This window comes from Clostridium sp. CM038 (genome assembly GCF_055081105.1).
Genome location: NZ_CM143651.1, coordinates 2,174,190 through 2,196,750 on the forward strand (window position 1 = coordinate 2,174,190; position 22,561 = coordinate 2,196,750).

At 32.5% G+C, this 22,561-nt stretch carries 22 protein-coding genes; 3 read left to right on the forward strand and 19 right to left on the reverse strand.

The annotated features are described in order from the left end of the window. Nucleotides 1–24: 24 nt before the first annotated feature. The 14 genes from ACWJKS_RS10035 to ACWJKS_RS10100 form a co-directional block, all read right to left on the reverse strand. Nucleotides 25–2,208, reverse strand: a complete 2,184-nt coding sequence (locus ACWJKS_RS10035) for a RelA/SpoT family protein (protein WP_165412767.1) — start codon at nucleotides 2,206–2,208, stop codon at nucleotides 25–27. Nucleotides 2,209–2,336: 128 nt separating this feature from the next. Next, complete coding sequence (locus tag ACWJKS_RS10040; protein ID WP_165412768.1) at nucleotides 2,337–2,855, reverse strand: adenine phosphoribosyltransferase; 519 nt, start codon at nucleotides 2,853–2,855, stop codon at nucleotides 2,337–2,339. A 76-nt stretch (nucleotides 2,856–2,931) separates the two neighbouring features. Further along, nucleotides 2,932–3,810, reverse strand: coding sequence for a DHH family phosphoesterase (locus tag ACWJKS_RS10045; protein ID WP_216302789.1), 879 nt, complete (start codon nucleotides 3,808–3,810; stop codon nucleotides 2,932–2,934). A gap of 245 nt (nucleotides 3,811–4,055) precedes the next feature. After that, a complete protein-coding gene (secF, locus tag ACWJKS_RS10050) occupies nucleotides 4,056–4,922 on the reverse strand; it encodes a protein translocase subunit SecF (protein ID WP_462952967.1) in 867 nt (288 codons plus the stop codon). Nucleotides 4,923–4,926: 4 nt separating this feature from the next. After that, on the reverse strand, nucleotides 4,927–6,165 hold the full coding sequence (gene secD / locus ACWJKS_RS10055) for a protein translocase subunit SecD (RefSeq protein WP_462959493.1): 1,239 nt from the start codon (nucleotides 6,163–6,165) through the stop codon (nucleotides 4,927–4,929). Between the two features lie 80 nt (nucleotides 6,166–6,245). Then, nucleotides 6,246–7,610 (reverse strand): thioether cross-link-forming SCIFF peptide maturase, encoded by a 1,365-nt coding sequence (gene scfB / locus ACWJKS_RS10060; protein ID WP_216302786.1) that lies wholly within the window; start codon nucleotides 7,608–7,610, stop codon nucleotides 6,246–6,248. Nucleotides 7,611–7,666: 56 nt separating this feature from the next. Then, complete coding sequence (gene scfA / locus ACWJKS_RS10065; RefSeq protein ID WP_165412773.1) at nucleotides 7,667–7,807, reverse strand: six-cysteine ranthipeptide SCIFF; 141 nt, start codon at nucleotides 7,805–7,807, stop codon at nucleotides 7,667–7,669. Nucleotides 7,808–7,875: 68 nt separating this feature from the next. Then, nucleotides 7,876–8,244, reverse strand: coding sequence for a TIGR04086 family membrane protein (locus ACWJKS_RS10070; RefSeq protein WP_165412774.1), 369 nt, complete (start codon nucleotides 8,242–8,244; stop codon nucleotides 7,876–7,878). 92 nt (nucleotides 8,245–8,336) lie between these two features. Further along, the gene (gene yajC, locus ACWJKS_RS10075) at nucleotides 8,337–8,627 is read right to left on the reverse strand and encodes a preprotein translocase subunit YajC (protein WP_165412775.1); all 291 of its coding nucleotides are present in this window, start codon (nucleotides 8,625–8,627) and stop codon (nucleotides 8,337–8,339) included. A gap of 133 nt (nucleotides 8,628–8,760) precedes the next feature. Then, nucleotides 8,761–9,885 (reverse strand): tRNA guanosine(34) transglycosylase Tgt, encoded by a 1,125-nt coding sequence (gene tgt / locus ACWJKS_RS10080; RefSeq protein WP_216302785.1) that lies wholly within the window; start codon nucleotides 9,883–9,885, stop codon nucleotides 8,761–8,763. A 25-nt stretch (nucleotides 9,886–9,910) separates the two neighbouring features. Further along, on the reverse strand, nucleotides 9,911–10,936 hold the full coding sequence (gene queA / locus ACWJKS_RS10085) for a tRNA preQ1(34) S-adenosylmethionine ribosyltransferase-isomerase QueA (protein ID WP_216302784.1): 1,026 nt from the start codon (nucleotides 10,934–10,936) through the stop codon (nucleotides 9,911–9,913). 83 nt (nucleotides 10,937–11,019) lie between these two features. After that, complete coding sequence (gene ruvB, locus ACWJKS_RS10090; protein WP_216302839.1) at nucleotides 11,020–12,018, reverse strand: Holliday junction branch migration DNA helicase RuvB; 999 nt, start codon at nucleotides 12,016–12,018, stop codon at nucleotides 11,020–11,022. 23 nt (nucleotides 12,019–12,041) lie between these two features. Beyond that, nucleotides 12,042–12,641, reverse strand: coding sequence for a Holliday junction branch migration protein RuvA (gene ruvA, locus ACWJKS_RS10095; protein WP_165412779.1), 600 nt, complete (start codon nucleotides 12,639–12,641; stop codon nucleotides 12,042–12,044). A gap of 206 nt (nucleotides 12,642–12,847) precedes the next feature. Next, nucleotides 12,848–13,624 carry a hypothetical protein gene (locus tag ACWJKS_RS10100; protein ID WP_216302783.1) on the reverse strand — a complete coding sequence of 259 codons (777 nt, stop codon included), beginning with the start codon at nucleotides 13,622–13,624 and terminating at the stop codon, nucleotides 12,848–12,850. Between the two features lie 220 nt (nucleotides 13,625–13,844). Here ACWJKS_RS10100 and aat point away from each other — a divergent pair, with 220 nt between their 5' ends. From aat to ACWJKS_RS10115, 3 genes are all read left to right on the forward strand, one after another. Continuing rightward, the gene (aat, locus tag ACWJKS_RS10105) at nucleotides 13,845–14,513 is read left to right on the forward strand and encodes a leucyl/phenylalanyl-tRNA--protein transferase (protein WP_462959494.1); all 669 of its coding nucleotides are present in this window, start codon (nucleotides 13,845–13,847) and stop codon (nucleotides 14,511–14,513) included. 169 nt (nucleotides 14,514–14,682) lie between these two features. Next, nucleotides 14,683–15,744 carry an IS30 family transposase gene (locus ACWJKS_RS10110; protein WP_462959495.1) on the forward strand — a complete coding sequence of 354 codons (1,062 nt, stop codon included), beginning with the start codon at nucleotides 14,683–14,685 and terminating at the stop codon, nucleotides 15,742–15,744. 232 nt (nucleotides 15,745–15,976) lie between these two features. After that, nucleotides 15,977–17,314 carry an MATE family efflux transporter gene (locus tag ACWJKS_RS10115; RefSeq protein WP_462959496.1) on the forward strand — a complete coding sequence of 446 codons (1,338 nt, stop codon included), beginning with the start codon at nucleotides 15,977–15,979 and terminating at the stop codon, nucleotides 17,312–17,314. Between the two features lie 184 nt (nucleotides 17,315–17,498). Here the strand turns inward: ACWJKS_RS10115 and ltrA are convergent, their stop codons facing one another. The 5 genes from ltrA to ACWJKS_RS10140 all read right to left on the reverse strand — a co-directional run bounded on the left by ltrA (nucleotide 17,499) and on the right by ACWJKS_RS10140 (nucleotide 22,559). Further along, nucleotides 17,499–18,908 carry a group II intron reverse transcriptase/maturase gene (gene ltrA, locus ACWJKS_RS10120; RefSeq protein WP_258280593.1) on the reverse strand — a complete coding sequence of 470 codons (1,410 nt, stop codon included), beginning with the start codon at nucleotides 18,906–18,908 and terminating at the stop codon, nucleotides 17,499–17,501. A 541-nt stretch (nucleotides 18,909–19,449) separates the two neighbouring features. Next, nucleotides 19,450–20,460, reverse strand: coding sequence for a spore photoproduct lyase (gene splB, locus ACWJKS_RS10125; protein ID WP_462959497.1), 1,011 nt, complete (start codon nucleotides 20,458–20,460; stop codon nucleotides 19,450–19,452). Nucleotides 20,461–20,709: 249 nt separating this feature from the next. Continuing rightward, on the reverse strand, nucleotides 20,710–20,943 hold the full coding sequence (locus tag ACWJKS_RS10130) for a hypothetical protein (RefSeq protein WP_462959498.1): 234 nt from the start codon (nucleotides 20,941–20,943) through the stop codon (nucleotides 20,710–20,712). A 139-nt stretch (nucleotides 20,944–21,082) separates the two neighbouring features. After that, on the reverse strand, nucleotides 21,083–21,562 hold the full coding sequence (locus ACWJKS_RS10135) for an LURP-one-related/scramblase family protein (protein WP_216302780.1): 480 nt from the start codon (nucleotides 21,560–21,562) through the stop codon (nucleotides 21,083–21,085). Nucleotides 21,563–21,698: 136 nt separating this feature from the next. Next, nucleotides 21,699–22,559 (reverse strand): methyltransferase domain-containing protein, encoded by an 861-nt coding sequence (locus ACWJKS_RS10140; protein ID WP_462959499.1) that lies wholly within the window; start codon nucleotides 22,557–22,559, stop codon nucleotides 21,699–21,701. Between the last annotated feature and the right edge of the window lie 2 nt (nucleotides 22,560–22,561).

Below are 22,561 nucleotides of genomic sequence, written 5' to 3' on the forward strand. Positions count from 1 at the left end.
CCTAAATTAAGCAAAACAATTCTCTTAATTTTTTATTCTATAAACTTCCATTACACCCGTTAACTTAGTGATTTTCTTTTGTAGTTCTTTCAAATTCTCAATATCAGCAACTCGTAGCTTTATATTTATTAAAGCCACATTATTTTTTAAAGTTTTTGCATTGATTGAGTATAATTGTGTTTTTGTAAGCGTTATTATCTCCATAATATGAGACAATAGTCCATACGTATCATCAGCTTTAATTTGAATCTCGGTAATATAGCCTTTTCCTTCGGGCGCTCCCCAGCTTACCTCAACCACTTTATTTATTTCACTATTTATTAAAGCTTCAACATTTTTGCAATCGCGTCTATGAACAGAAACTCCTCGTCCCTTAGTGATGTACCCTACTATTTCATCACCTGGAACTGGATTACAGCACTTAGCAAACCTCACAAGTAAATTGCCCTCACCCTTAACTATTAGACCTTGGTAATCCATTATTTTTTTATCATCTTTACATTCACTCTTGGTTATCTTTTGCTCAATGTCCTCAATGGTCATATTCTCTTGCTTGTTTTTATTTTCAAAACTCTCTCTCAACCTATTAATTACAGTTGGAGGCATAATATCTCCCACTCCAACATAAGCAAATAAATCGTCTACAGTTCTAAAATTATATTTCTTATATATTTTTTCTATTGCTTCGCCCTTAGCAATTTCTCCAAAATTATATCCTTGTCTCTTAGATTCCCTTTCTAATAATTCTTTACCTTTTTCAATACTCTCATCTCTTTTAGCCTTTTTAAACCAAGCTTTTATTTTACTCTTAGCTTGATTGCTCTTTGTAATATTCAGCCAATCAATACTAGGTCCCTTAGGCGTAGATGAAGTTACAATTTCAACTATTTCTCCAGTTTTCAAGTGGTATTCTAAAGGTACCATTCTTCCATTTACTTTCGCACCCATGCACTTATGCCCTATATCTGTATGAATTCTATAAGCAAAATCAATTGGCGTTGCGTCAAGTGGTAAATTAATAACCTCACCCTTTGGCGAAAATACAAAAACTTCATCTGAAAACAAATCAGTTTTAAACCCTTCCATAAACTCTTCTGCGTCAAAAGTTTCCCCTTGCCACTCAAGAATATCCTTAAGCCATGAAAATTTAGGGTCAGAATTTTGCTCTCCACTGCCCTCTATCCCCTCTTTATACTTCCAATGAGCTGCAATGCCATATTCTGCTGTTTTATGCATCTCGTATGTTCTAATTTGTATTTCAAAAGGTTTCCCGTGCGGTCCTATCACCGTTGAATGTAATGATTGATACATGTTGGGTTTTGGCATTGCAATATAGTCTTTAAACCTTCCAGGAATTGGTTTATACACAGTATGCACTATACCTAGAGCTGCATAACAATTTCCAATATCATTTACTAAAATTCTAACTGCCGTTAAATCAAAAACTTGATCTAAAGTCTTATTTTTAGTAACCATCTTTCTATAAATGCTGTAAAAATGTTTTGGTCTTCCATCCATTTCAGCTTCTATTCCAACAATATTTAAGTTGAACTTTAATTCCATCACTATGTTATCTATATTTTCTTCTCTCTCAGCTCTTTTTTCTGCAATTTTTCTTACTAAATTATAATATTCGTTCGGATTTAAATACCTGAGTGATAAGTCCTCGAGTTCCCATTTAATCTTAGACATTCCAAGTCTGTGAGCGAGAGGTGCATAAATATCCAAAGTTTCTTTTGCCTTTTGTTTTTGCTTTGCAACTGGCATATATTTAAGCGTTCGCATATTATGAAGTCTATCTGCAAGCTTAATAAGGATAACCCTAATATCCTTTGCCATGGCTAAGAGCATTTTGCGAACATTATCAGCTTGTTCCTCTTCCTTAGTCTTATATTTTATTAGTCCAAGCTTAGTTACACCCTCCACTAAATTTGCTACTTCTATGTTAAACTCCCTGCTTACATCATCAAAAGAATATACGGTGTCTTCAATTACATCATGAAGCAAACCTGCAACAATTGTGCTAGTATCAAGTCCCATCTCTGCTAAAATGCAGGCTACTTCTAATGGGTGCACAATATAAGGCTCACCCGACTCTCTCTTTTGCTCTTTATGTGCAGCGTAAGAAAAATTAAAGGCTTTAATAATAAGATCTTTGTCTACAGCATTACAATTAGTTTCAATCTTATGTAACAATTTTTCTAACATGCTTATACACTCCTAAAATCAAAGGCTGGTTAAATAACCAGCCAATACTTTTTACTAATATTATATAATATCTTGTAGGATTTTGCAATTTTAATTTAGTAATTCACTACACTAAATTTAAATAAGAACTAAATATCATATTTTACAAGAGACTTTATATCATAACCCTGCAATTTGTCTTTTCCATTAAGCTCTGTTAATTCAATTACAAAGTTTAAGGAAACAACTTCTCCACCCATTTGCTCTATAAGTTTTGTTACTGCTACAACTGTCCCACCCGTCGCAAGTAAATCGTCGACTATCGCTACTTTTTGTCCAGGCTTTATTGCATCTTTATGAATTTCAAGTTTATCCGTGCCATATTCAAGGGCATACTCAATTTCTATTGAGTCATAAGGTAACTTACCAGGTTTTCTAACTGGTACAAATCCTGCGCCAAGAGCATAAGCCACTGGTACACCGAATAAAAACCCTCTTGCTTCTGGTCCCACTATAACATCTATTTGCTTATCTTTTAAATATGCTACCATACCATCTATAGTGTACTTAAGTGCATTACCATCTTGTAGTAACGTAGTTATGTCTTTAAAACTGATACCTTTTTTCGGAAAATTTTCTATTATTCTTATACTATTTTTTAAATCCACAGTTATTCCCCCTAAAGTAAAATCAAGGTATATACTTCCACTTATATAAGTGGGAGACTTTCCTTCTAAATTGTCGTTAAAATACGAGACTATTTTTTAGTTCATTATCTAAGTACTTTGATATCTGTAGTGCTCTATTTTTATCTGTGGTAATAAATAACTCAACAACAATTTTAGCATTATCCATTCTTCCAACAGGATTAATTGTAGGCATTACCTTTAATGCCAATTTCAATACTGTATCTTCATTAATAATCTTAATATTATGAGTTTTTAGAAGTGCACAAATTCCATAATTATTGGTGCACTTTAATTGCTTTATACCTTCCTCTGCGATTATTTTATTTTCACTTTCAAGCTTTGTTTTACTATAACTAGTACCTATCATTACCAAATCCATATATTTATTTATGGACTTCATCTTGTAGTAAGACGAAATTGCTTGCGCTAGTTTAAATGTAAGCCCTGAAGCACATAATCCCTTGAATGGATAATTGCAACCCCTCTGTTGTGGATCCACAACAATAGTGTCAGGAACGTTTTTAATAGGTTCATGAAAATCTGTGACTATAACATCAATTCCTATGTATTTACATGATTCTATTTCACTGATAGAATTGATTCCACAGCCTAATGTTATTATAAGTCCTGGTCCTAAATATTTTATATGATTATTAATATCTTTTTCATTTAAATCACGGTTTTCACTTAGTTCACTTGGTATAAAATACTCAACATCAGCATTTACAAACTTCAGTACTAGCATCAATAAAGAAATTGCCGTAATACTATCCACATCATAAAAACCATAAAGGACAATTTTTTCTCTCTCATTTATAGCTTTGACAACTCTATATAATGCAGCTTCCATTCCTTTTAATAAAAATGGATTATACATATTGTAATCTATATAGCTATTTTTATTCATTTGCATGTTTTTAAGATAATCCAGCATAAAAGCTCCCCAAAGTTAATAAAAAACACATTGGTATAATTTAAATTAGTTTTTTTAATAAATACAAAAGTATTATATTCCAATGATTCCCTACTCAATAATTGATTTTAAATTTTCTAATTTCCTTTTATAAAAATAAAAAGCAAAGAAGTAATTAATACATCATACTTCTCTGCTTTAATTTTTAACCATTTGAAACAATCCTTAGCTTAGTTATCTGTTACATATTAGTAATCTTAAGCAGCTTAGACTGTTGCTTTCTTACTTCTTTTTTTAAGCAACACCCAAACAGGACTTGCTATAAAAATTGAAGAATAACATCCAACTAATATACCGATTATTAATGGTAAACTAAGCTCTCTTATAGATGGTACAAATATATATACCGCAATTATAGTAAATAAAGTTGTAGCAACTGTATTTATTGATCTTGCCATGGTTTGTGTAATACTGGCATTAGTAATATCTTCTATAGACGCTTTCCTCATATTCTTTTGATTTTCTCTTATTCTATCAAATACAACAATAGTATCATTAATAGAGTAACCAACTATAGTCAGAATAGCCGCTATAAACGTTGCGTTTACCGGTATTTGGACTACTGCATACACTCCAACCATAATTAGAATATCATGTAGTAATGCAATTATGGCTGCAACTCCGAATTTAAATTCAAATCTTAATCCTATATACGCTAGCATACAAATCATAGCAATAATTAAGCCCCTCATAGCTTTTGTCTGTAATTCACTACCAACAGACGCGCCTATCGTATCTTGTGCAGTTAATTCACTAGCTTTAAACTCTTTCTTAATTTCTTTTAGCATGGTTGCTGTTTCATCAGCAGAAAGAGCATCACTTTTTATGGTTATTTCCAAATCCTTACCATCATCTAATGTTTTTGATAAGTATTCACCCTTTGCGTGCTTATCAATTATTTTATCTACATCGGCTTTTTTAAATTCCTGCTTCATATTTATAGTAAGTGCTGTACCACCTTTAAAATCTATACCTAAGTTTAGCCCCTTTGTTACCATGAACCCCATTCCTATTACAATTATGAATAGAGACATAGCAAACCATAGTTTTGTTTTTTCAACTATTTTTAGCATATGCTTACCCCCTTTTCACGCCAAAATGAGATGTCTTACTTAGTAGTCCCATTTCGACAGCTAATTTTAATAAGAATTTAGTGCTAGTAAGTGCTGTAAATACACTTATACCTATACCTATCATCAATGTAAGTGCAAACCCTTTAACTGTGCCTGTTCCAACTGTATATAGAACTAAGGCGGCAATTATAGTTGTGATGTTTGAATCTAATATTGATGACAATGCTCTATGAAAACCAGCATCTACAGAGGCTTTTATTGATTTTCCGGTTTTAAGTTCCTCTCTTATTCTTTCAAATATTAACACATTAGCATCTACTGCCATACCAACTGTAAGTAAGAATCCCGCTATCCCTGCAAGTGTCAAAGTGGCATTAATGGCTGAGAATGCTCCAAGAACTAAAACCACATATAAAATTAAAGATATACCTGAAATCATACCTGGTACTCTATAATATAAAAGCATAAATATTAATATAACTAATATTCCTATAGCTCCAGCCTTCATGCTTAATGGCAATGCATTTTTACCTAAAGTAGCTCCAACTGTTTTAACGGAAACAGCTTTTAAAGTTACAGGCAATGCTCCTGATTTAATAATTTGAGATTTTGTTGTAGCTTCTTCTAATGTCTTGGTTCCTGAGATCATAGCCTTACCGTCTGTTATAACTGAGTCTACTGTAGGATCTGTTAGCACCTCATCATCCATATAAATAGTAATTGACTGTCCTAAAAACTTCTTTGTAGCTACTGCAAATTTATTCTTCCCTGATTCATTAAGTTCAAGCCCTATAGTAGGTTTATTATCTTGACCTATGTATGCAGTAGCATCTTTTACATCTTTACCAGTAAGAATTGTCACTTTATCAGGACCAACAAATTTAAGCTCTCCTGATTTTGCAACAGTATCAAGAATTTCTTTAGAATCGAATTTTCCTGGTATATCAATTCTAATTCTATTATCACCTTCTTTGGCAACTAGTGTCTCACTAACTCCCATTTTGTTGACTCTCATAGATATAAGTTCAATTGTTGTGTCCAATGTTTTTGAATCAACCTTCCCACCTTGAACTTCTTCTAAGACAGAAATTCCACCCTGTAGATCTAACCCTTTATTTATTGTTTCAGTAAATGGTTTAAACCTATAATTTCCTATTTCAAGTCCATAGAAACCTGCAAATGCCAATACCCCCACAACTAAAACACTAGTCAGAAAAAGCATCATACTTTTTTTCTTTTTCATCTTTATCACCCCTTCGCTGCATATTCATAAGTGAATTATATTATAATTCACTAATTTAGTCAATATTTGTCAAAATAATTCTACTTATTCATAGTTTTTGATTTTAAAGCTATAGCACATTCTATCCTTTTCTTTTGCATCTTGCATCCAAGTTCATAAGGAATATGCATATCTCCGTTAAAGTTAAAGTTATTTGCTTGGCATCCCCCACTACAATAAAATTTGGCCCAGCACTGCATACATGTAGGTTTGTTGTAAATATGTGCTTCTTTAAACTCTTGCACAATTTTTTTATTAGTAATTCCATTATATATATCGCCCAGTATATAATCTTTATTACCAACAAATTGATGGCAAGGATATATTTCTCCTTTAGGGGTAACTGCTATATATTCATGACCCGCTCCGCATCCAGAAATTCTCTTATAGACGCATGGTCCACCTTTTAAATCTATATTAAAATGGTAAAATTTAAATTCATTTCCATCCTTATGTCTCTGAAGCATATCCGTATATAATTTATCATATTGCTCAAAAATGACTGGTAAATCTTCTTCTCTAATTGAAAGTTCATGTTCCTTTGGTAACACTACTGGTTCTATAGATATTTCTTTAAACCCTAAATCTGCCATATGTTTTACATCTTCAAAAAAGTCAGTATTTCCTCTGGTAAAGGTTCCCCTCGCATAATAAGCTTTTGACTTATCTCTCATATCAACCATTTTTTTGATGTTAGGAAGTACCCTATCATAGGAACCGCTTCCATCAACTCTTACTCTAACCTTATCATTAACAGATTTTCTACCATCTATGCTAAGTACTATATTGCCCATATTTTCATCCATATATTTCATGATCTCATCATTAAGTAATGTAGCATTAGTTGTCATTGTAAATCTTATACTTTTTTTATATTTTTTTTCTTGCACTTTAGCATATTCCACTACTTCTTTTATCATATCAAAAGCCATGAGTGGTTCTCCACCAAATAAATCTATCTCAATGTTTTTTCTGGTTCCAGATTTTTCCAGAACAAAATCTATTGCTTTCTTTCCAACTTCCGCTGACATTACTTCTCTAGCGCCATGATACTCACCCTCATCAGCAAAACAGTATTTACATCTTAAATTGCAATCGTGTATTACATTAAGACATAAAGCTTTTATGTACGACTCCGCTTGTCCACTTTCTTTTGCAATTGATTCATATAAATCTTTTGTGTATAGCATTTCTTCCTGTATTAAACTTTGAATTTCACTATACGCTTCCTCAATATCTTCTACATTATATTTATCTTTTAAACTTTCTATTAACTCTTCTTTTTCCCCAAGGGAAACCTCATCTAAAAGATCATAAACTATTTCATCGACTACATGTAGCGCTCCAGAATTTACATCTATTACGTAGTATTCTCCATTTTGGATATATTTATGAATTAATGACAATTTTATTCCTCCTAACAAATTTAAAGCAGTAACCTTAAGTTACTGCCACATTAATATTATTCGTTTTCACAAGCTAAGTTTGCTACTGTGCAAGAAGTTTTACATGCTGATTGGCATGAATTAGCACATTCTTTGCATCCTGGTTTTTTCAAACTTTCTTTAATGCTTGATTTGTTTATAGTTCTTATATGTTTCATTATTATTCCTCCATATCGTAAAGTTTCTGCATAATTATATCATAATATCTTAGCTAAATAAAGTATTCTTATAGATTTATTCCAAGCATTCCTGAAAAAGCACCTGTGCCTAGAGCTAAAGCTGTTCTTACTACTTCCCTCATACCTATAGCAGTGCTTCCACCACCAACTACTTTAACTAGGTATAAAACTAACATGTAAGTAGCTGCCACCATGATACCCATTAGCCAACCTTTTTCTCCAGCTTTTTTTGCAGCAAATACAGATCCATAAAGCACACTGACTAATGTTATTACAATGTAAAAAACGGATGTTACCTTCATGCTAGCTGGTAAAAAGGTTGTTATTATAGAATAAATCACTAATATAATTAAGGTTAAAATTGCAGCCCTAAATACTCCTTCTGCAGCATAAGAATATTTTTTTTTGTTTTCCATGTATATCCCCCCTTACTATAGATTTCAATATTGTTTTCATTGAAATCTATAGTATTAATTATGATTAAAAAGGGGGGTTTATTACTAATTTTCTACTTTTTCTCTACTACTTCATCACTGTTTAAATTTATAACTGTGCCTATTCCACTTTTTGATAATTTAATTCTAGCTCTGTCTGGACCACTTTCCAATATAATGTAGTCATCTTGAATGTTGATTATTTTTCCCATTATACCGCCCTTAGTCATTACTTCATCATTTAATTTTAAATTATTTAAAAGTGTAGCATATTTTTTCTTTCTTTTGTTTTCTGGTATAAATACTACTAGATAAAATACCGCAAGCATTAACACTATAGATATTAAAGAACCGAATTGTCCCATTTATGTTCCCCTCCTTTCAATAATTTTTTTTTAAACTTATAATAAAATAATTTCCCATAAACTTAATCCCTAAAGAACCACAACATCCCTTAGTACATTTATAGGTTAATCATATTATAGTAAATAATTATATTTACTCATTCCACTGAGCAAGTTTCTCAGCCTTAAACTCTTCAAAACAATCATTATCAATGGCATCCCTAATGTCTTCCATAAGTTTATTATAAAAATATAGATTATGAAGCACGCAAAGCCTCATGGCGAGCATCTCTTTTGCCTTAAATAAGTGTCTTATATAGGCTCTTGTATAGTGCCTGCAAGCAGGACATTGACATCCTTCATCAATCGGAGCGCTATCCAGCTCAAATTTAGCATTCATTATATTTATTTTACCATCACTCGTAAAAACATTTCCGTGCCTACCATTTCTTGCTGGCAATACACAATCAAAAAAGTCTACTCCCCTAGATACTGCTTCTAAAATATTACTTGGATATCCCACTCCCATAAGATATATTGGTTTATCCTGTGGTAAGTGTGGAACAACTGCATCAATGATTCTGTACATCTCTTCATGAGTCTCCCCTACTGCAAGTCCTCCTATAGCATAACCATCTAGGTTCATTTTACTAATTGTTTTAGCATGTTCTGTTCTGATATCCTCACAAATACCACCTTGATTTATTCCAAACAACATCTGTTTGTTATTTATGGTGCCCTCAAGAGAATTTAATCTATCCATTTCAGTCTTACATCTAATTAGCCATCTTGTAGTTCTTGCTACTGAGTCTTCTACATATTCTCTAGTAGATGGGTTTGATATACATTCATCAAAAGCCATGGCAATAGTAGATCCTAAATTGCTTTGTATCTGCATACTTTCTTCTGGCCCCATGAATATTTTTTTTCCGTCAATATGTGAATTAAAGTAAACTCCTTCTTCTTTAATTTTCCTCATTTTAGATAGAGAAAACACCTGAAACCCACCGGAATCTGTAAGAATAGGTCTATCCCAATTCATAAATTTATGAAGTCCTCCCATTTGCTTTATAACCTTATCTGTTGGCCTTAAGTGCAAATGATAGGTATTAGATAATTCTACTTGGCAGTTGATTTCTTTTAAATCCATAGTGGAAACAGCGCCCTTAATAACTGCCTGAGTTCCCACATTCATAAATACAGGTGTTTGAATAGTTCCATGAGGTGTTGTAAACTCACCACGTCTTACTTTACCACTTTTCTTAAGTAATTTATACATATTTACCCTACTTTCTATACAATAATTAATATAAAAACATTGCATCTCCAAAACTAAAGAATCTATATCTTTCTTTTACTGCCATATCATATGCACCCATAATTAAATCTTGGCCCGCAAAAGCGCTAACTAACATTATTAACGTGGATTCTGGCAAATGAAAATTTGTTATTATTGCATCAACAATTTTGAATTTATATCCTGGATAAATAAATATATCTGTCCATCCGGATTTTTCCTCTACTCTGCCATTATCATCTGCTATACTTTCGAGTGTTCTATTAGATGTAGTACCTACTGCAATTACTCTGCCACCCGTCTCTTTTACTTCATTAATTATCGCTGCTGCTTCACTACTAAGCATATAGTACTCTGAATGCATTTCATGTTCTTCCACTGTTGCGGCTTTTACAGGTCTAAAAGTACCCAGACCTATATGAAGTGTTACAAATACAATTTTAACACCCTTAGCTTTAATTTGACTTAGCAACTCATCTGTAAAATGGAGTCCTGCAGTAGGGGCTGCTGCAGATCCTGCAGCTCTTGAAAATACAGTCTGATATCTTTCTTTATCTTCTAATCTTTCAGTTATGTATGGTGGTAGCGGCATCTCTCCGAGTTTATCTAAAACCTCTTCAAAAATTCCTTCGAATTCAAATTCCACTATTCTACTTCCACCCTCAGAAACACTCATGACTGTTGCCTTTAGTTCTCCATTTCCAAAAACAAACCTAGCTCCAATCTTTGCTTTTTTACCCGGTTTAACTAAGGTTTCCCAGTGATTAACATCTATTCTCTTTAGGAGCAGGAATTCCATTTTACCTCCTGTTTCCTCTTTCATTCCTAAAAGCCTTGCTGGTAAAACTCTGGTGTCATTTAGCACTAAGCAATCTCCTGGGTTTAAATACTCTATTATATTTTTAAACTGTTTGTGCTGTATTTCCTTATTTGTTTTATTGACTACCATAAGCCTTGACTCATCCCTTTTTTCAACTGGATGTTGAGCAATAAGCTCCTTTGGTAAGTCAAAATAAAAATCCTTTACTTTCAAAAAAACTACATCCTTTCTTTAGCAAAAATCATTCAAACTTCATCATTAAATACTGTGAATTGTTTTAGATTTTTATGCTTATTCTATTTTTTAAAAGGCCTATTCAAATGTTGATAAGCCTTATTAGAAGCCATCCTCCCCCTTGGGGTTCTTATTATAAATCCTTTTTGAATTAAATAAGGTTCATAGACATCTTCTAAAGTTCCTAATTCTTCTCCTATAAAATAAGATAAGGTCTCTATGCCTACTGGTCCCCCATTAAAATTATCTATAATAGCTTCAAGCATTTTATTATCTATTCTATCAAATCCTTCGTCGTCTATTTCAAGAAGTTCACAAGCAGACTTTGCTAAATTCAAATCAATAATTCCATTCCCCTTAACATCACAATAATCGCGAACCCTCTTAAGCAAACGATTAGCAATTCTCGGAGTGCCTCTTGAACGTCTTGCAACTTCAATTGCAGCATCTTCCGTAATATCTACTTTTAAAATAGATGCAGAACGAATTACTATCTCTTTTAACTCACCTTGCGTATAATATTCCATGGCGCTTAGCACACCAAATCTATCACGAAGAGGTGCTGTTAATAGTCCAATCCTGGTAGTTGCACCTATAAGTGTGAACTTAGGCAAATCTAGTCTTATAGATTTTGCTGAAGCTCCTTTTCCAATTACAATATCTAAAACATAATCCTCCATAGCAGGATATAATATTTCTTCTACAGCTCTATTAAGTCTATGTATTTCATCAATAAAAATAACATCATAATCGCTCAAACTAGTTAAAATAGCTGCCAAATCCCCTGCTCTTTCAATCGCGGGCCCGGAGGTTACTTTTAAGTTACCCTTCATTTCCTTTGCAATAATGTTGGCAAGTGTTGTCTTACCAAGCCCAGGAGGACCATATAAAAGCACATGATCAAGAGCTTCTTCCCTATTTTGAGCTGCTTTAATGAATATATTTAATTTTTCTTTAATCTTTGGTTGACCAATATACTCTCTAAGTTTTTGGGGTCTTAGCGAATACTCTGCTTCCATATCTTCTTCAATGACCGATGAAGTAATAATTCTTTCCTCAATATCATCCATAGTGTACTCCCACCTTAGTTCATCAAATATTTCAAACAATCTTTAATCATATTTTCAAGTGATTGTTCTTTACTTATAGCTTTTAATGCTTTTTCTGCTTCCTTTTCAGAATATCCAAGGGAAATAAGCGCTCCTAAAACCTCTATAAGTTTTCTATCATCTTCTAAATTACTACCTGAAATTTGTGATAAAGTGTTAGCTGCTGACTGTTCAATATGAATTTTTTCTCTGAGCTCTAGAATTATTCTTTGAGCAATTTTCTTGCCTATTCCAGGTGCCCGTATTAAAGTTTTTTCATCTCCCGACACAATCGCATATTTTAAATTTGTAACACTGCAAATAGAAAGTAATGATAAGCCAGCTTTTGACCCAACTCCATTTATACTAATTACAAGGCTAAACATCTCTATCTCTTCTTTTGTTAGAAATCCGTATAGTCCAATAAAATCTTCTCTAACAATTTGTTTTATATATAATAATACATGCTCGTTAGTTTTGGGCATCTTTGCCATAGTACTTCCAGAGGTATATATTTTGTAACCCATGCCGTTATTATCTACTACAATATAGTCCTTATTAATGCCTACAAAAATTCCATTTATATATTCGTACATATATTTCCTCCTTGATGCTTTCTTCGTGAATATAAATTATTAATTGCTATCATCACATTTTTATAAAGGCTACATAACACTTTACCACCTAAACGGTATTAATTCAATAATTAAGATGCATGAAAATAAATAATAAGTCAAAAAACCTTAAGAAATACATTTTTCCTAAGGTTTTAGTACATATTTTTTTATTTCACATTAGGATGTTAAGACTTTAATAAACCCCTAGCATAATCAAAAGCCTTTTCGGGTGTTTTAAATTCTCCTTTTTCATATTCGGCGCTTTCTTCCGCATCCTTACTACCATCACTGTCTTTACTATATTTTCTACCGCGAATTAGGTCATCCACCAAGCCATCTTTCTCTTTCAAATCACCTATCTTGACATATTGTAATTCCCCTTTGTCTCGAGCTTCAAAGTCATATTTCTGCTGTTTACCATTTGCTATATAAACATTTGAATTAAATAGTTTATGAGCTGTTATGTCTCCATTTTCATCTGTTTTATAAATTGTTACAAGGTCCTCATATACTCCCAAAAAATACCTGTTAGCATTGTAACTGTACCTATTACTATTATTAACAAAAACTATTTCATCATTACTCATACTAAAAACTGTGTAACCTTGGTTTTTAAAAAATTCATTAAGTTCTAACTGTGTTTTTTTGTTTAGCACATCCGAACCATTAAATTGTTTTTCGAGCACCATATTTCTAACTTCATTGTCTTTATATCTAATCTTAAACATAAATTTTGTATCCTGAGATACCCTAACCAATTTAGTATTCACGGACGTTTGCATTAAATTATTTTTGTCATTATCATTAATACTTTTCGCAGTGAATTTTAAATATGGCAATTTGCCACAAGCTTCAAGCTTTAAATCATTTTTATTCATATAGTGATTAAGAGAATAGTTAGCACCAACGAAAGTTATTAAAATTATTGTAAATATTGAATATAAAATTTTTCTGTTTTTCATATTACCACTCCTTATTTGAAATTATGTCCATATAAGGGGGTATTCATTCAATAAATTGAAAAATATAACTTAAATATCAATTTCCTATAATCATAAAGGTGAAATGTATGTATCAATGAGACAGATAGTATATAATAAATTTTACAGACCCTTAGTTTATGTAATTAAATCATCTCCTTCGGAGCTGCAATATTAATATATACCTTGAAAGGAGTTTATTATGACGATTTATAGATTATCAAATGATTTAGTATTCCCAGATCCATCTCTAAGCGACGCGGATGGACTTTTAGCCATTGAAGGCGACCTATCTCCCGAGAGATTACTACTTGCGTATTCTAATGGAATATTTCCATGGTTTTCAGAAGACGAGCCTATACTTTGGTGGTCACCTGATCCAAGATTTATTGTTTATCCAAAAGATATTAGAATTTCACATTCTATGAAAAAACTACTTAAAAAGAGTACATATAGGGTTTCCTTTGATACTTGTTTCAGAGATGTTATATGTAATTGTTCTAATACAAGAAAAGAAACAGGTACATGGATTACAAATGAAATGATTGAAGCTTACTGCAAGCTTCACGAACTCGGCTATGCCCATTCAGTGGAAACCTGGTACAAAGATAAGTTAGTTGGTGGATTATACGGCATAAGTATGGGAAAATGTTTTTTTGGTGAATCAATGTTTTCAACTATGGATAATGCCTCTAAGGTAGCCTTTACTACTCTAGGCAAGTCATTGGAAGAAAAAGGTTTTTCTATGATTGACTGTCAGGTTCATACAACTCATTTGGAAAGTTTAGGAGCAGTTTATATTCCAAGAGAAAAATTCTTGGAACTTATGAAAAAAGAAATTTCAATAAACCCTTTAAAATTGTGCTTTTAAGTTGCACAATTCCTTAATTATTCAAGCTCTAAAACTTCTTACAAACAGAAACACTGAAGCGGTAAGTTGTATAATGAAATGACCGAAGAGTAACAAAAAATAAAGACTCAAGAGAAATACTCTTGTATAATGTTAAGTGACTAAACCAACATATACGGGAGGATTTCAAATGAGTCAATTAGATTTTATCACACAGAGCAGAAAAGGTAAACACATAACATACGAGGAACGCATAAAGTTAGAAGCTTTACACAAAATGGGACTTAATTCAACTCGTATTGCGGAGCAAATAGGTGGGCGTTCAGAACGTACAATAAGGCGTGAAATTGCTAAAGGAATTGTAGAACTATTGAATAGTGACTTAACCACTCGAATGGAATATAGCGCAGAAATTGGGCAGTCAGAGCATGACAAACAAGGTGCCGCTAAAGGTCCTGCATTAAAAATAGGAAAAGATCACAAATTGGTGAGGTACTTAGAAAAAGCTATTGGTATAGATGGCGAATCTCCGTATGCAGCTATTCAAAATATCACAAATAAAGATCTACAATTTGAAACAACTATTTGCTTCAAAACTGTGTATAACTATTTGGATAATAATTTGTTTTTAAATATAAGTAACAAAGATCTGCCTGTTAAAAAGAATGCTAAAAAGAGAAACTATAAAAAAATAAGATCAGCGTATAACAATACCAAAGGAACTAGCATATCGGAGAGACCTGCAGCGGTAGCTGCACGTGATGAGATAGGCCATTGGGAAATGGACACTGTAGTTGGCAAACAGGGTACAAAAACTGTCTTAATGGTGTTAAGTGAAAGAGTAACTCGTAAGGAGTTAGTCTTTAAAATACCATCTAAATCACAGGCGGCTGTCGTGAAAGAATTGGACAAATTGGAGCGTAAAATGGGAATGTTATTCTCAAAAACATTTAAAACAATCACCTGTGATAACGGCTGTGAGAACCTTGATTTCGAGGGTATTGAGAACTCAGTAAGAAATAAACGAAAGAGAACTAAAGTGTATTATGCTCACCCATATAGTTCATGGGAGCGAGGCACAAACGAAAATATCAATAAAATGATACGACGATTTATCCCAAAAGGTGTGGATATTTCAGCATTCTCTAAAAAACAAATTATGCAAATACAGCACTGGATCAACAATTATCCAAGAAGGATTTTCAACGGTTTATCTGCCAATATGATGGAACAGAAAACCATTACAACTTAACATTATATTTTTCTTCAAAATTTCGGACATTTTATATTGCAATCTACACAGAAACACTGAAGCATGGAAACGCATTGACAAACTCCAAGTATTATAATATGATTAAATAAATATTGCTTAGGTACTTTTGTCACCGGATAAATTTACTGAAATCATAAGCGTTAGGAATTCATGCCGTTAGGTCTTAGGGTATGAATCGCCTAATGCTTTTTTTTGTTAGGAGGATTATAGTATGAAAACAAAAATTAACAGCATTAATAAATTATTTTTCAAATATGTGTTGTTAAATGTAATCAGCATGATAGGATTGTCTTTCTACATATTGGCAGATACGATTTTTGTATCAAGAAATATGGGTAATAACGGTTTAACTGCATTGAATTTAGCATTGCCTATTTATAGTCTTGTGAATGGTATCGGTTTAATGCTCGGCATGGGAGGTGCCATAAGGTATTCCATCCTCTGCGGAGAGGGAAATTTCAAAAATGCAAGCAAGACCTTTACGCAAACCATCTATATGGCTCTTGCCTTTGGGTTCCTATTTACGGCAGTCGGAGCATTCTTCTCTGGTGATATTGCGAGACTGCTAGGTGCTGATGCAGAGGTAATGCCAATGGCAAGTTCATACCTAAGAACAATACTGCTATTTTCCTATGCTTTTATGGTAAACACTGTGATTGTTTGTTTTGTACGGAATGATAACAATCCGAAGCTCTCGATGATTGCCATGCTTGCAGGAAGCTTTGGCAATGTCATTCTTGATTATATTTTTATATTTCACATGAATCTTGGTATGTTCGGCGCCGCATTTGCGACAGGTCTTGCCCCTATCATAAGTATTGGCATACTGTCTATCCATCTTATACAGAAGAAAAACCGTTTTAAATTAGTAAAAACATCCTTAAAAAAGAAGTATGTAAAAAAAATATTTTCGCTCGGATTACCGTCTTTGTTCACCGAGGTATCTTCAGGACTCATTATACTTTTGTTAAATATTGAAATTTTAAATCTCATCGGAAACATCGGCGTTGCAGCATATGGAATTATCGCTAACCTTGCTTTAATTATTGTCGCTGTTTTTACTGGTATTGCACAGGGTATACAACCCATTTTGAGTATAAATTTCGGTACAGGAAATAAAGACAATATAAAGAAAGTATTCAGATACGCTGTGATACTTGCATTTTGTATTGGCTTCGCTTTCTATATTGCAGGGGCGGTTTACCCGAATGTTATTATCCAACTGTTTAACAAGGAGTATAATGCTGCGCTTGCTGATATGGCGACACAAGGTATAAGGCTGTATTTTATTTCCTTCTTCTTCATGGGTTTTAATATTCTAACGTCTTCATTTTTTGCTTCTATTAATCAACCTGCAAAAGCATTTACCGTTTCTCTTGCAAGAGGTTTTATTACTGTTATCCCTTTGATTTTCATTCTTCCGCATTTTCTGCAAATGACAGGAGTTTGGTTAACTATTCCGTGTGCAGAAGTGATTACCTTATTGTTGAGCTTATTCCTTATAAAGAATTATCTCAAAGATGATATTTCTATGCATCCGCCAATTTGACATACTATCACGCTCCATTCAATAGCCTTTATTTTATTATAAAAGCAAAAGCTATCGAATATTATACAATATACACTATAGAGTCAGAAGCTAAAAAAATCGAGTAGGAGCTAAATAATTAATTTATTTAGCGACCTCTCACACCACCGTGCATACCGTTCGGTACACGGCGGTTCAATAGAAATTAATGTTTTAATAAATATGTCTCAGATATAGAAACTAATCCTATATTTTTAAGGTATTTATTGGTCAATGTTTTGTTTAATATAGGGCTATTGGATGTTCTCCAATAGCCTTTCCTTGTATTTGCATATTGCAAAGCTTTATTGTTTGGTATTCCTAATTTAACAAGGTTCCCATATTTTGTTTTAATCTTTTTCCATTGTTTCCAAAAACACATTCTAATTCTTCGCCTTAACCATTCATCAAGTGTTTTAAGAATACTTTTAATGTCTGCAATAGCAAAATAATTTATCCATCCAACTATCACTTGCTTAAGTTTCATAAACCTATATTTCATGCTCATCGCATTACTTCTTGAAGTTAATTCTTTTAGCTTTGCTTTGAATTTGATTATAGGTTTTTGAGGAACTCTCATTCTGTATTCACCTTTTGCTCGGTAAAATGAAAATCCTAAAAATTTAAGTTTCCAAGGTCTATCTACTGTACTCTTTTCTTTATTCACTCTAAGCTTTAACTTTTCCTCAATAAATCTCGTAATACTCTTCATTACTCTATTTGCTGATTTCTCACTTTTGACGTATATATTCGCATCATCAGCATATCTACAAAAGTTTAGTCCTCGTTTTGTTAGTTCTACATCGAGTTCATGTAACATTACGTTACTTAATAATGGGGACAAAGGCCCGCCTTGAGGTGCTCCTTCTTCTGTATTCATAAATACCCCATTTATCATCACTCCACTTTGTAGATACTTTCGTATCAGAGAAATTACTCTACTATCTTTAATATCTTCCGATAGTATCCTTATTAATTTATCATGATTTATCGTATCAAAGTATTTAGAAAGGTCTATATTCACCGTCCATGTATGTCCAGCATTAATATATCCCCTACATTTTTCAACAGCTTGTTTTCCACTTCTTAAAGGTCTAAAACCGTAACTATTATCAGAAAATTTCTTTTCATATACTGGTATTAGAGTTTGTGATATCGCTTGCTGAATAACTCTATCTAATACAGTAGGTATTCCAAGTAGCCTAATTCCACCGTCAGGTTTTGGTATTTCTACCCTTCTTACGGCTAGAGGTCTATATCTACTTTCTAATAATGATTGCCTTAATTCTTGTCCATGCTCTTTTAGATAATGTAGAAGTTCATCTACTGTCAAACCATCAATCCCATGACTTCCTTTATTGGCTTTTACTCTTTTATATGCTTTATTCATATTATCTCTCGATAATATCTGCTCGAGTAAACCATTATCATATTCATTCACATCGTTTCTTCCTTCTTCTGACATAGAGGAAATACTATGCACTTCTACATTACCTTCGAGTTCCACTCTATTCTCTCGTAGAGAGCCTTCTTTATGAAGTTGTCTGCTTTTATCATATTTTCTCGTATCCTTCAAAATTCCAAAACCTCCTATTGTTCAGTCCTTCCCACGCTAACGCGTTTTGCATGGTACTATGACGTCTGCTGACTTCTGATAGTTCAGCCATACATCACTGTATGGGTTGTTATTTCTAAATTCATATCCACAACTTACCTATCAGATCTCCCCGGGTAAGAACGCAATCTTTCACTCCATCTATCTGCTACATTTACACCACTTGTTTCGAATAGTTTTGGGCTTCGTTTTGTATTGCAAACTTACCCACAAGCATATGCCTTATATGTAGTTTCTGTTCGTCAGACCGGAGTTTGGCCGCCAACTTCCTTCAGATTCCATCTCACGATGGACACCCTTGTCTTAAGCTATGCACTTGGCACTATTAACCCGTGCTAGGGACTTTCACCCATTAGATTGCGCCCATGCCGGGCGCACAATGAACGGCACCCTGCACGTTGTGCAGGGTGCCGTTCATAATATAATAGTGCAGTCTTTTATTATGTTAGAAATCAACACTACTCTTAATAGTATGCTACCATCTTATCTTTGGTAAAGAATACTATGTAAAATATTCAATTATTGCCTGCTTAAAATTATTATTTATAAGTTCTGAGATATAATTTTTAATATCCTCGCTGTCTGGTTTTTTATAGACATATTTGAATTTTCCATACGGCCCCCATTTCAATTGCCTTTTTTCTTCATTCAGATCAAGCTTAGTATTTTTAAATCGTTGAACTATCAACTCCTTTGCCGCTTTAGTAAATCTATGTTGAATAAGTTCAAAGCTTACTTCCCCAGTATAATCACCTAGTGCTATTTTTAGTGTTTCAAATAACTCCTTATATTCCTCACGCCAATTATCATATATCATGATAGGTGCAATTATGAATCCTATTGGATATCCAGCAGCAGCAATTTTTTTAACTGCGTCTATTCTCCCCTTAAAACTAGAAGTATTGTGTTCGAAATTATCTATTACATAACGCGAATTTAAAGTAAATCTGAATTTTGTGTGCTTGTTATGTTTTAGCTTTAAAAATGGATCAACATCATTAAATTTCGTTACAAGCCTCAATCTACCATTGGAACTTTCTCCAAAGAACTCTATGCATCTTTTTAAGTTCCCACTTAAGTGTTCAAGCGCAATGGGATCTGTTATACTTGCACATTCAAAGGTCGTAATATTCGGCTTGTTATCCTCTATATAAGTTTGTATATTCTCTAAAATTTCTTCAATATTCATAAAAATCTTCATGAAAGGTTTTTCACCTTGAGTAGTCTGAAGATAGCAATATTCACAATTTGCAGGGCATGAACTTGATAGTGAAAATTGATAATCAGCAGATGGTTTGCAACTCGATAATTTTTTTTGACCGTTTATCGTAAAAAGAACAACCTTTTTAGACATTGCAAAATTTTTTTCATGTGATCCACAATCTATTATTACTCTTTTAGAATTAACTATGGGTACCTTTAAGCTTTCTAAGTGCTCTATAACTTTTTTTGCTGCATCATATTTCAGAACTTTAGGATCTATATATGCAATGTCTGGTATAAATAACTCCATTATCCTCACCTCATAAGTATTATTTTATTAAACAAAGTTATTTATACATCTCAGCTCCTTTATAGTCTTCCTTATTTCTTATTTCTTACTTATTATCACTTAAAAGCACACAATAATTATTGCACCTACTGATTCCATAATAAAACCGCGGTTTTATATTTACCATAGTAACCAAAATATAGGGAGAACGGTATAATAAATATATACCGTTCTCCCTATGTTTCAGTGATTTTACAAACTTAATATTTTTTATCTAGTGTTGTATTTATTGATCACCTTATTTTTTAATTTTTTCCCAAGGGTTTCTCCTATAAATCTATCAATCATTTCTTCCTTAGTAGCTTTACCTTCTATAAATATGTTAAATTTCTTGCAAAGCTTGCCTAGGTCCCCTTTACTTATATCACAAGTCTTAATAAAGCTTTTTGCAGTTTTAACACTAGTCATAGCTATTATACGTTTATACATTTCATCATTAGTCATGGATGCACCTCAAATTTCTTATTTATCAAATACATTATATCATCTTAAATAACATCAATAAATCATTTCTAATTAAATTAATAAGTTTTTTTTAAAAAGTCTTCTAGAAATCGAATATTTATGATATTTACCCATTATTTTATTTTTTATTATCATGCAATACTTGATCAATTACAATTACCATTGCTAAGGTAAACGCATAATTTTCTTCTTCATTGATGGCAATTTCATAAGTATCTCCCCACGAAAGCCATTTTTTGTTTATTTGCGCAACTATACTACCATTTTTCACTATTGAAAAATCATGAGCAAAGAAGTCTCCTTCAATCTCGTAATTACCCATATCGCTTTCTATATGGAATTTATTACTAAATAAAGTGAATTCTTTTTTCACTTTGGCAGCATAGTTTCCGCTTAAATATATATTATATTCCGGCAGTAACTTAAATAACTTCTGCTCAATGTATATAATTTCATTATTATTCATATCATAAATTCTAAGTTTATTTCCAAATGAAAAAATCTTTCCTTCTACATTGAATACATCATTACCTGAAACATCTTTAATACTAAAACTGTCACCTATTGAGAATATCTTTTCTCGGATATAAAACTTCACACAAACTCCCCCAATAACATTTATTCCTATATATTTTATTATACATTATAAATATAGTTCCATTAGTTCTAATTTGATTTTACCAAAACCTACATGCATTATCAATAAAACTAAGAAGTTCAAATGGAGGATACGGTTAATTTTTTTCATATATACTTATATTAAAATGGAGCAAAGTTGATAGCTTTGAGGTATCATTAGCTTTTTCTCTCATTGCATTATCAATAGTCCAATAGTAAGGAGTCATTGCAATAAGACTCTTTATATCTTCAGCATTTCCGACATCGATGCCGTACTTAACTTCCACGCTCTGAGTTAACTTAAATCCATCAAATGTTGTTACTTTTTCCTCATGTTTTCTAGCATTTACATATAATATTTCTTTTAAACCATATAAATGTTGAACTCCAGGAGTTATAACAACTAGCTTACCGTTATCCTTTAGAACCCTATTAAGCTCAGTCTCATCTGAGGGTGCAAAATTTCTTATAATGATATCTATAGTGCCTGGCATTATGGGTAGGTTAAAATTACTACCTACTATAAATTTTATTTTTTTATCTCTCTTAGTTGCATAAGTAACTGCAGCTTTCGAAATATCTACGCCAAAAAAATCAATTTCTTTATTTCGGGTGTAGCTAGCTTCTTTTCTATGTATGGCTTCCTTTAATCTGCATAAAAAATATCCTTCTCCACACCCAGCATCAAGTATATTTATATTATTTCCATTTATATTTGATATTATTACATCATTTAGTTTATCAGAAAAAGTGTGATAATACCCTTTATTTAAAAAGTCTCTACGCCCTTCCATCATTTCTTTGCAGTCACCAGGGTCTTTTGTTTTCTTTTGATTAGCAAGCAAAAGATTAATATGTCCTTTACTTGCTATATCATAACTATGATTATTTAAACATACATATTGTTTTTCATACTTTTTTAAACTTAAGTTGCATACGGGACATTTTAATATAGATTCTTTATTTTCTATTGTCACAA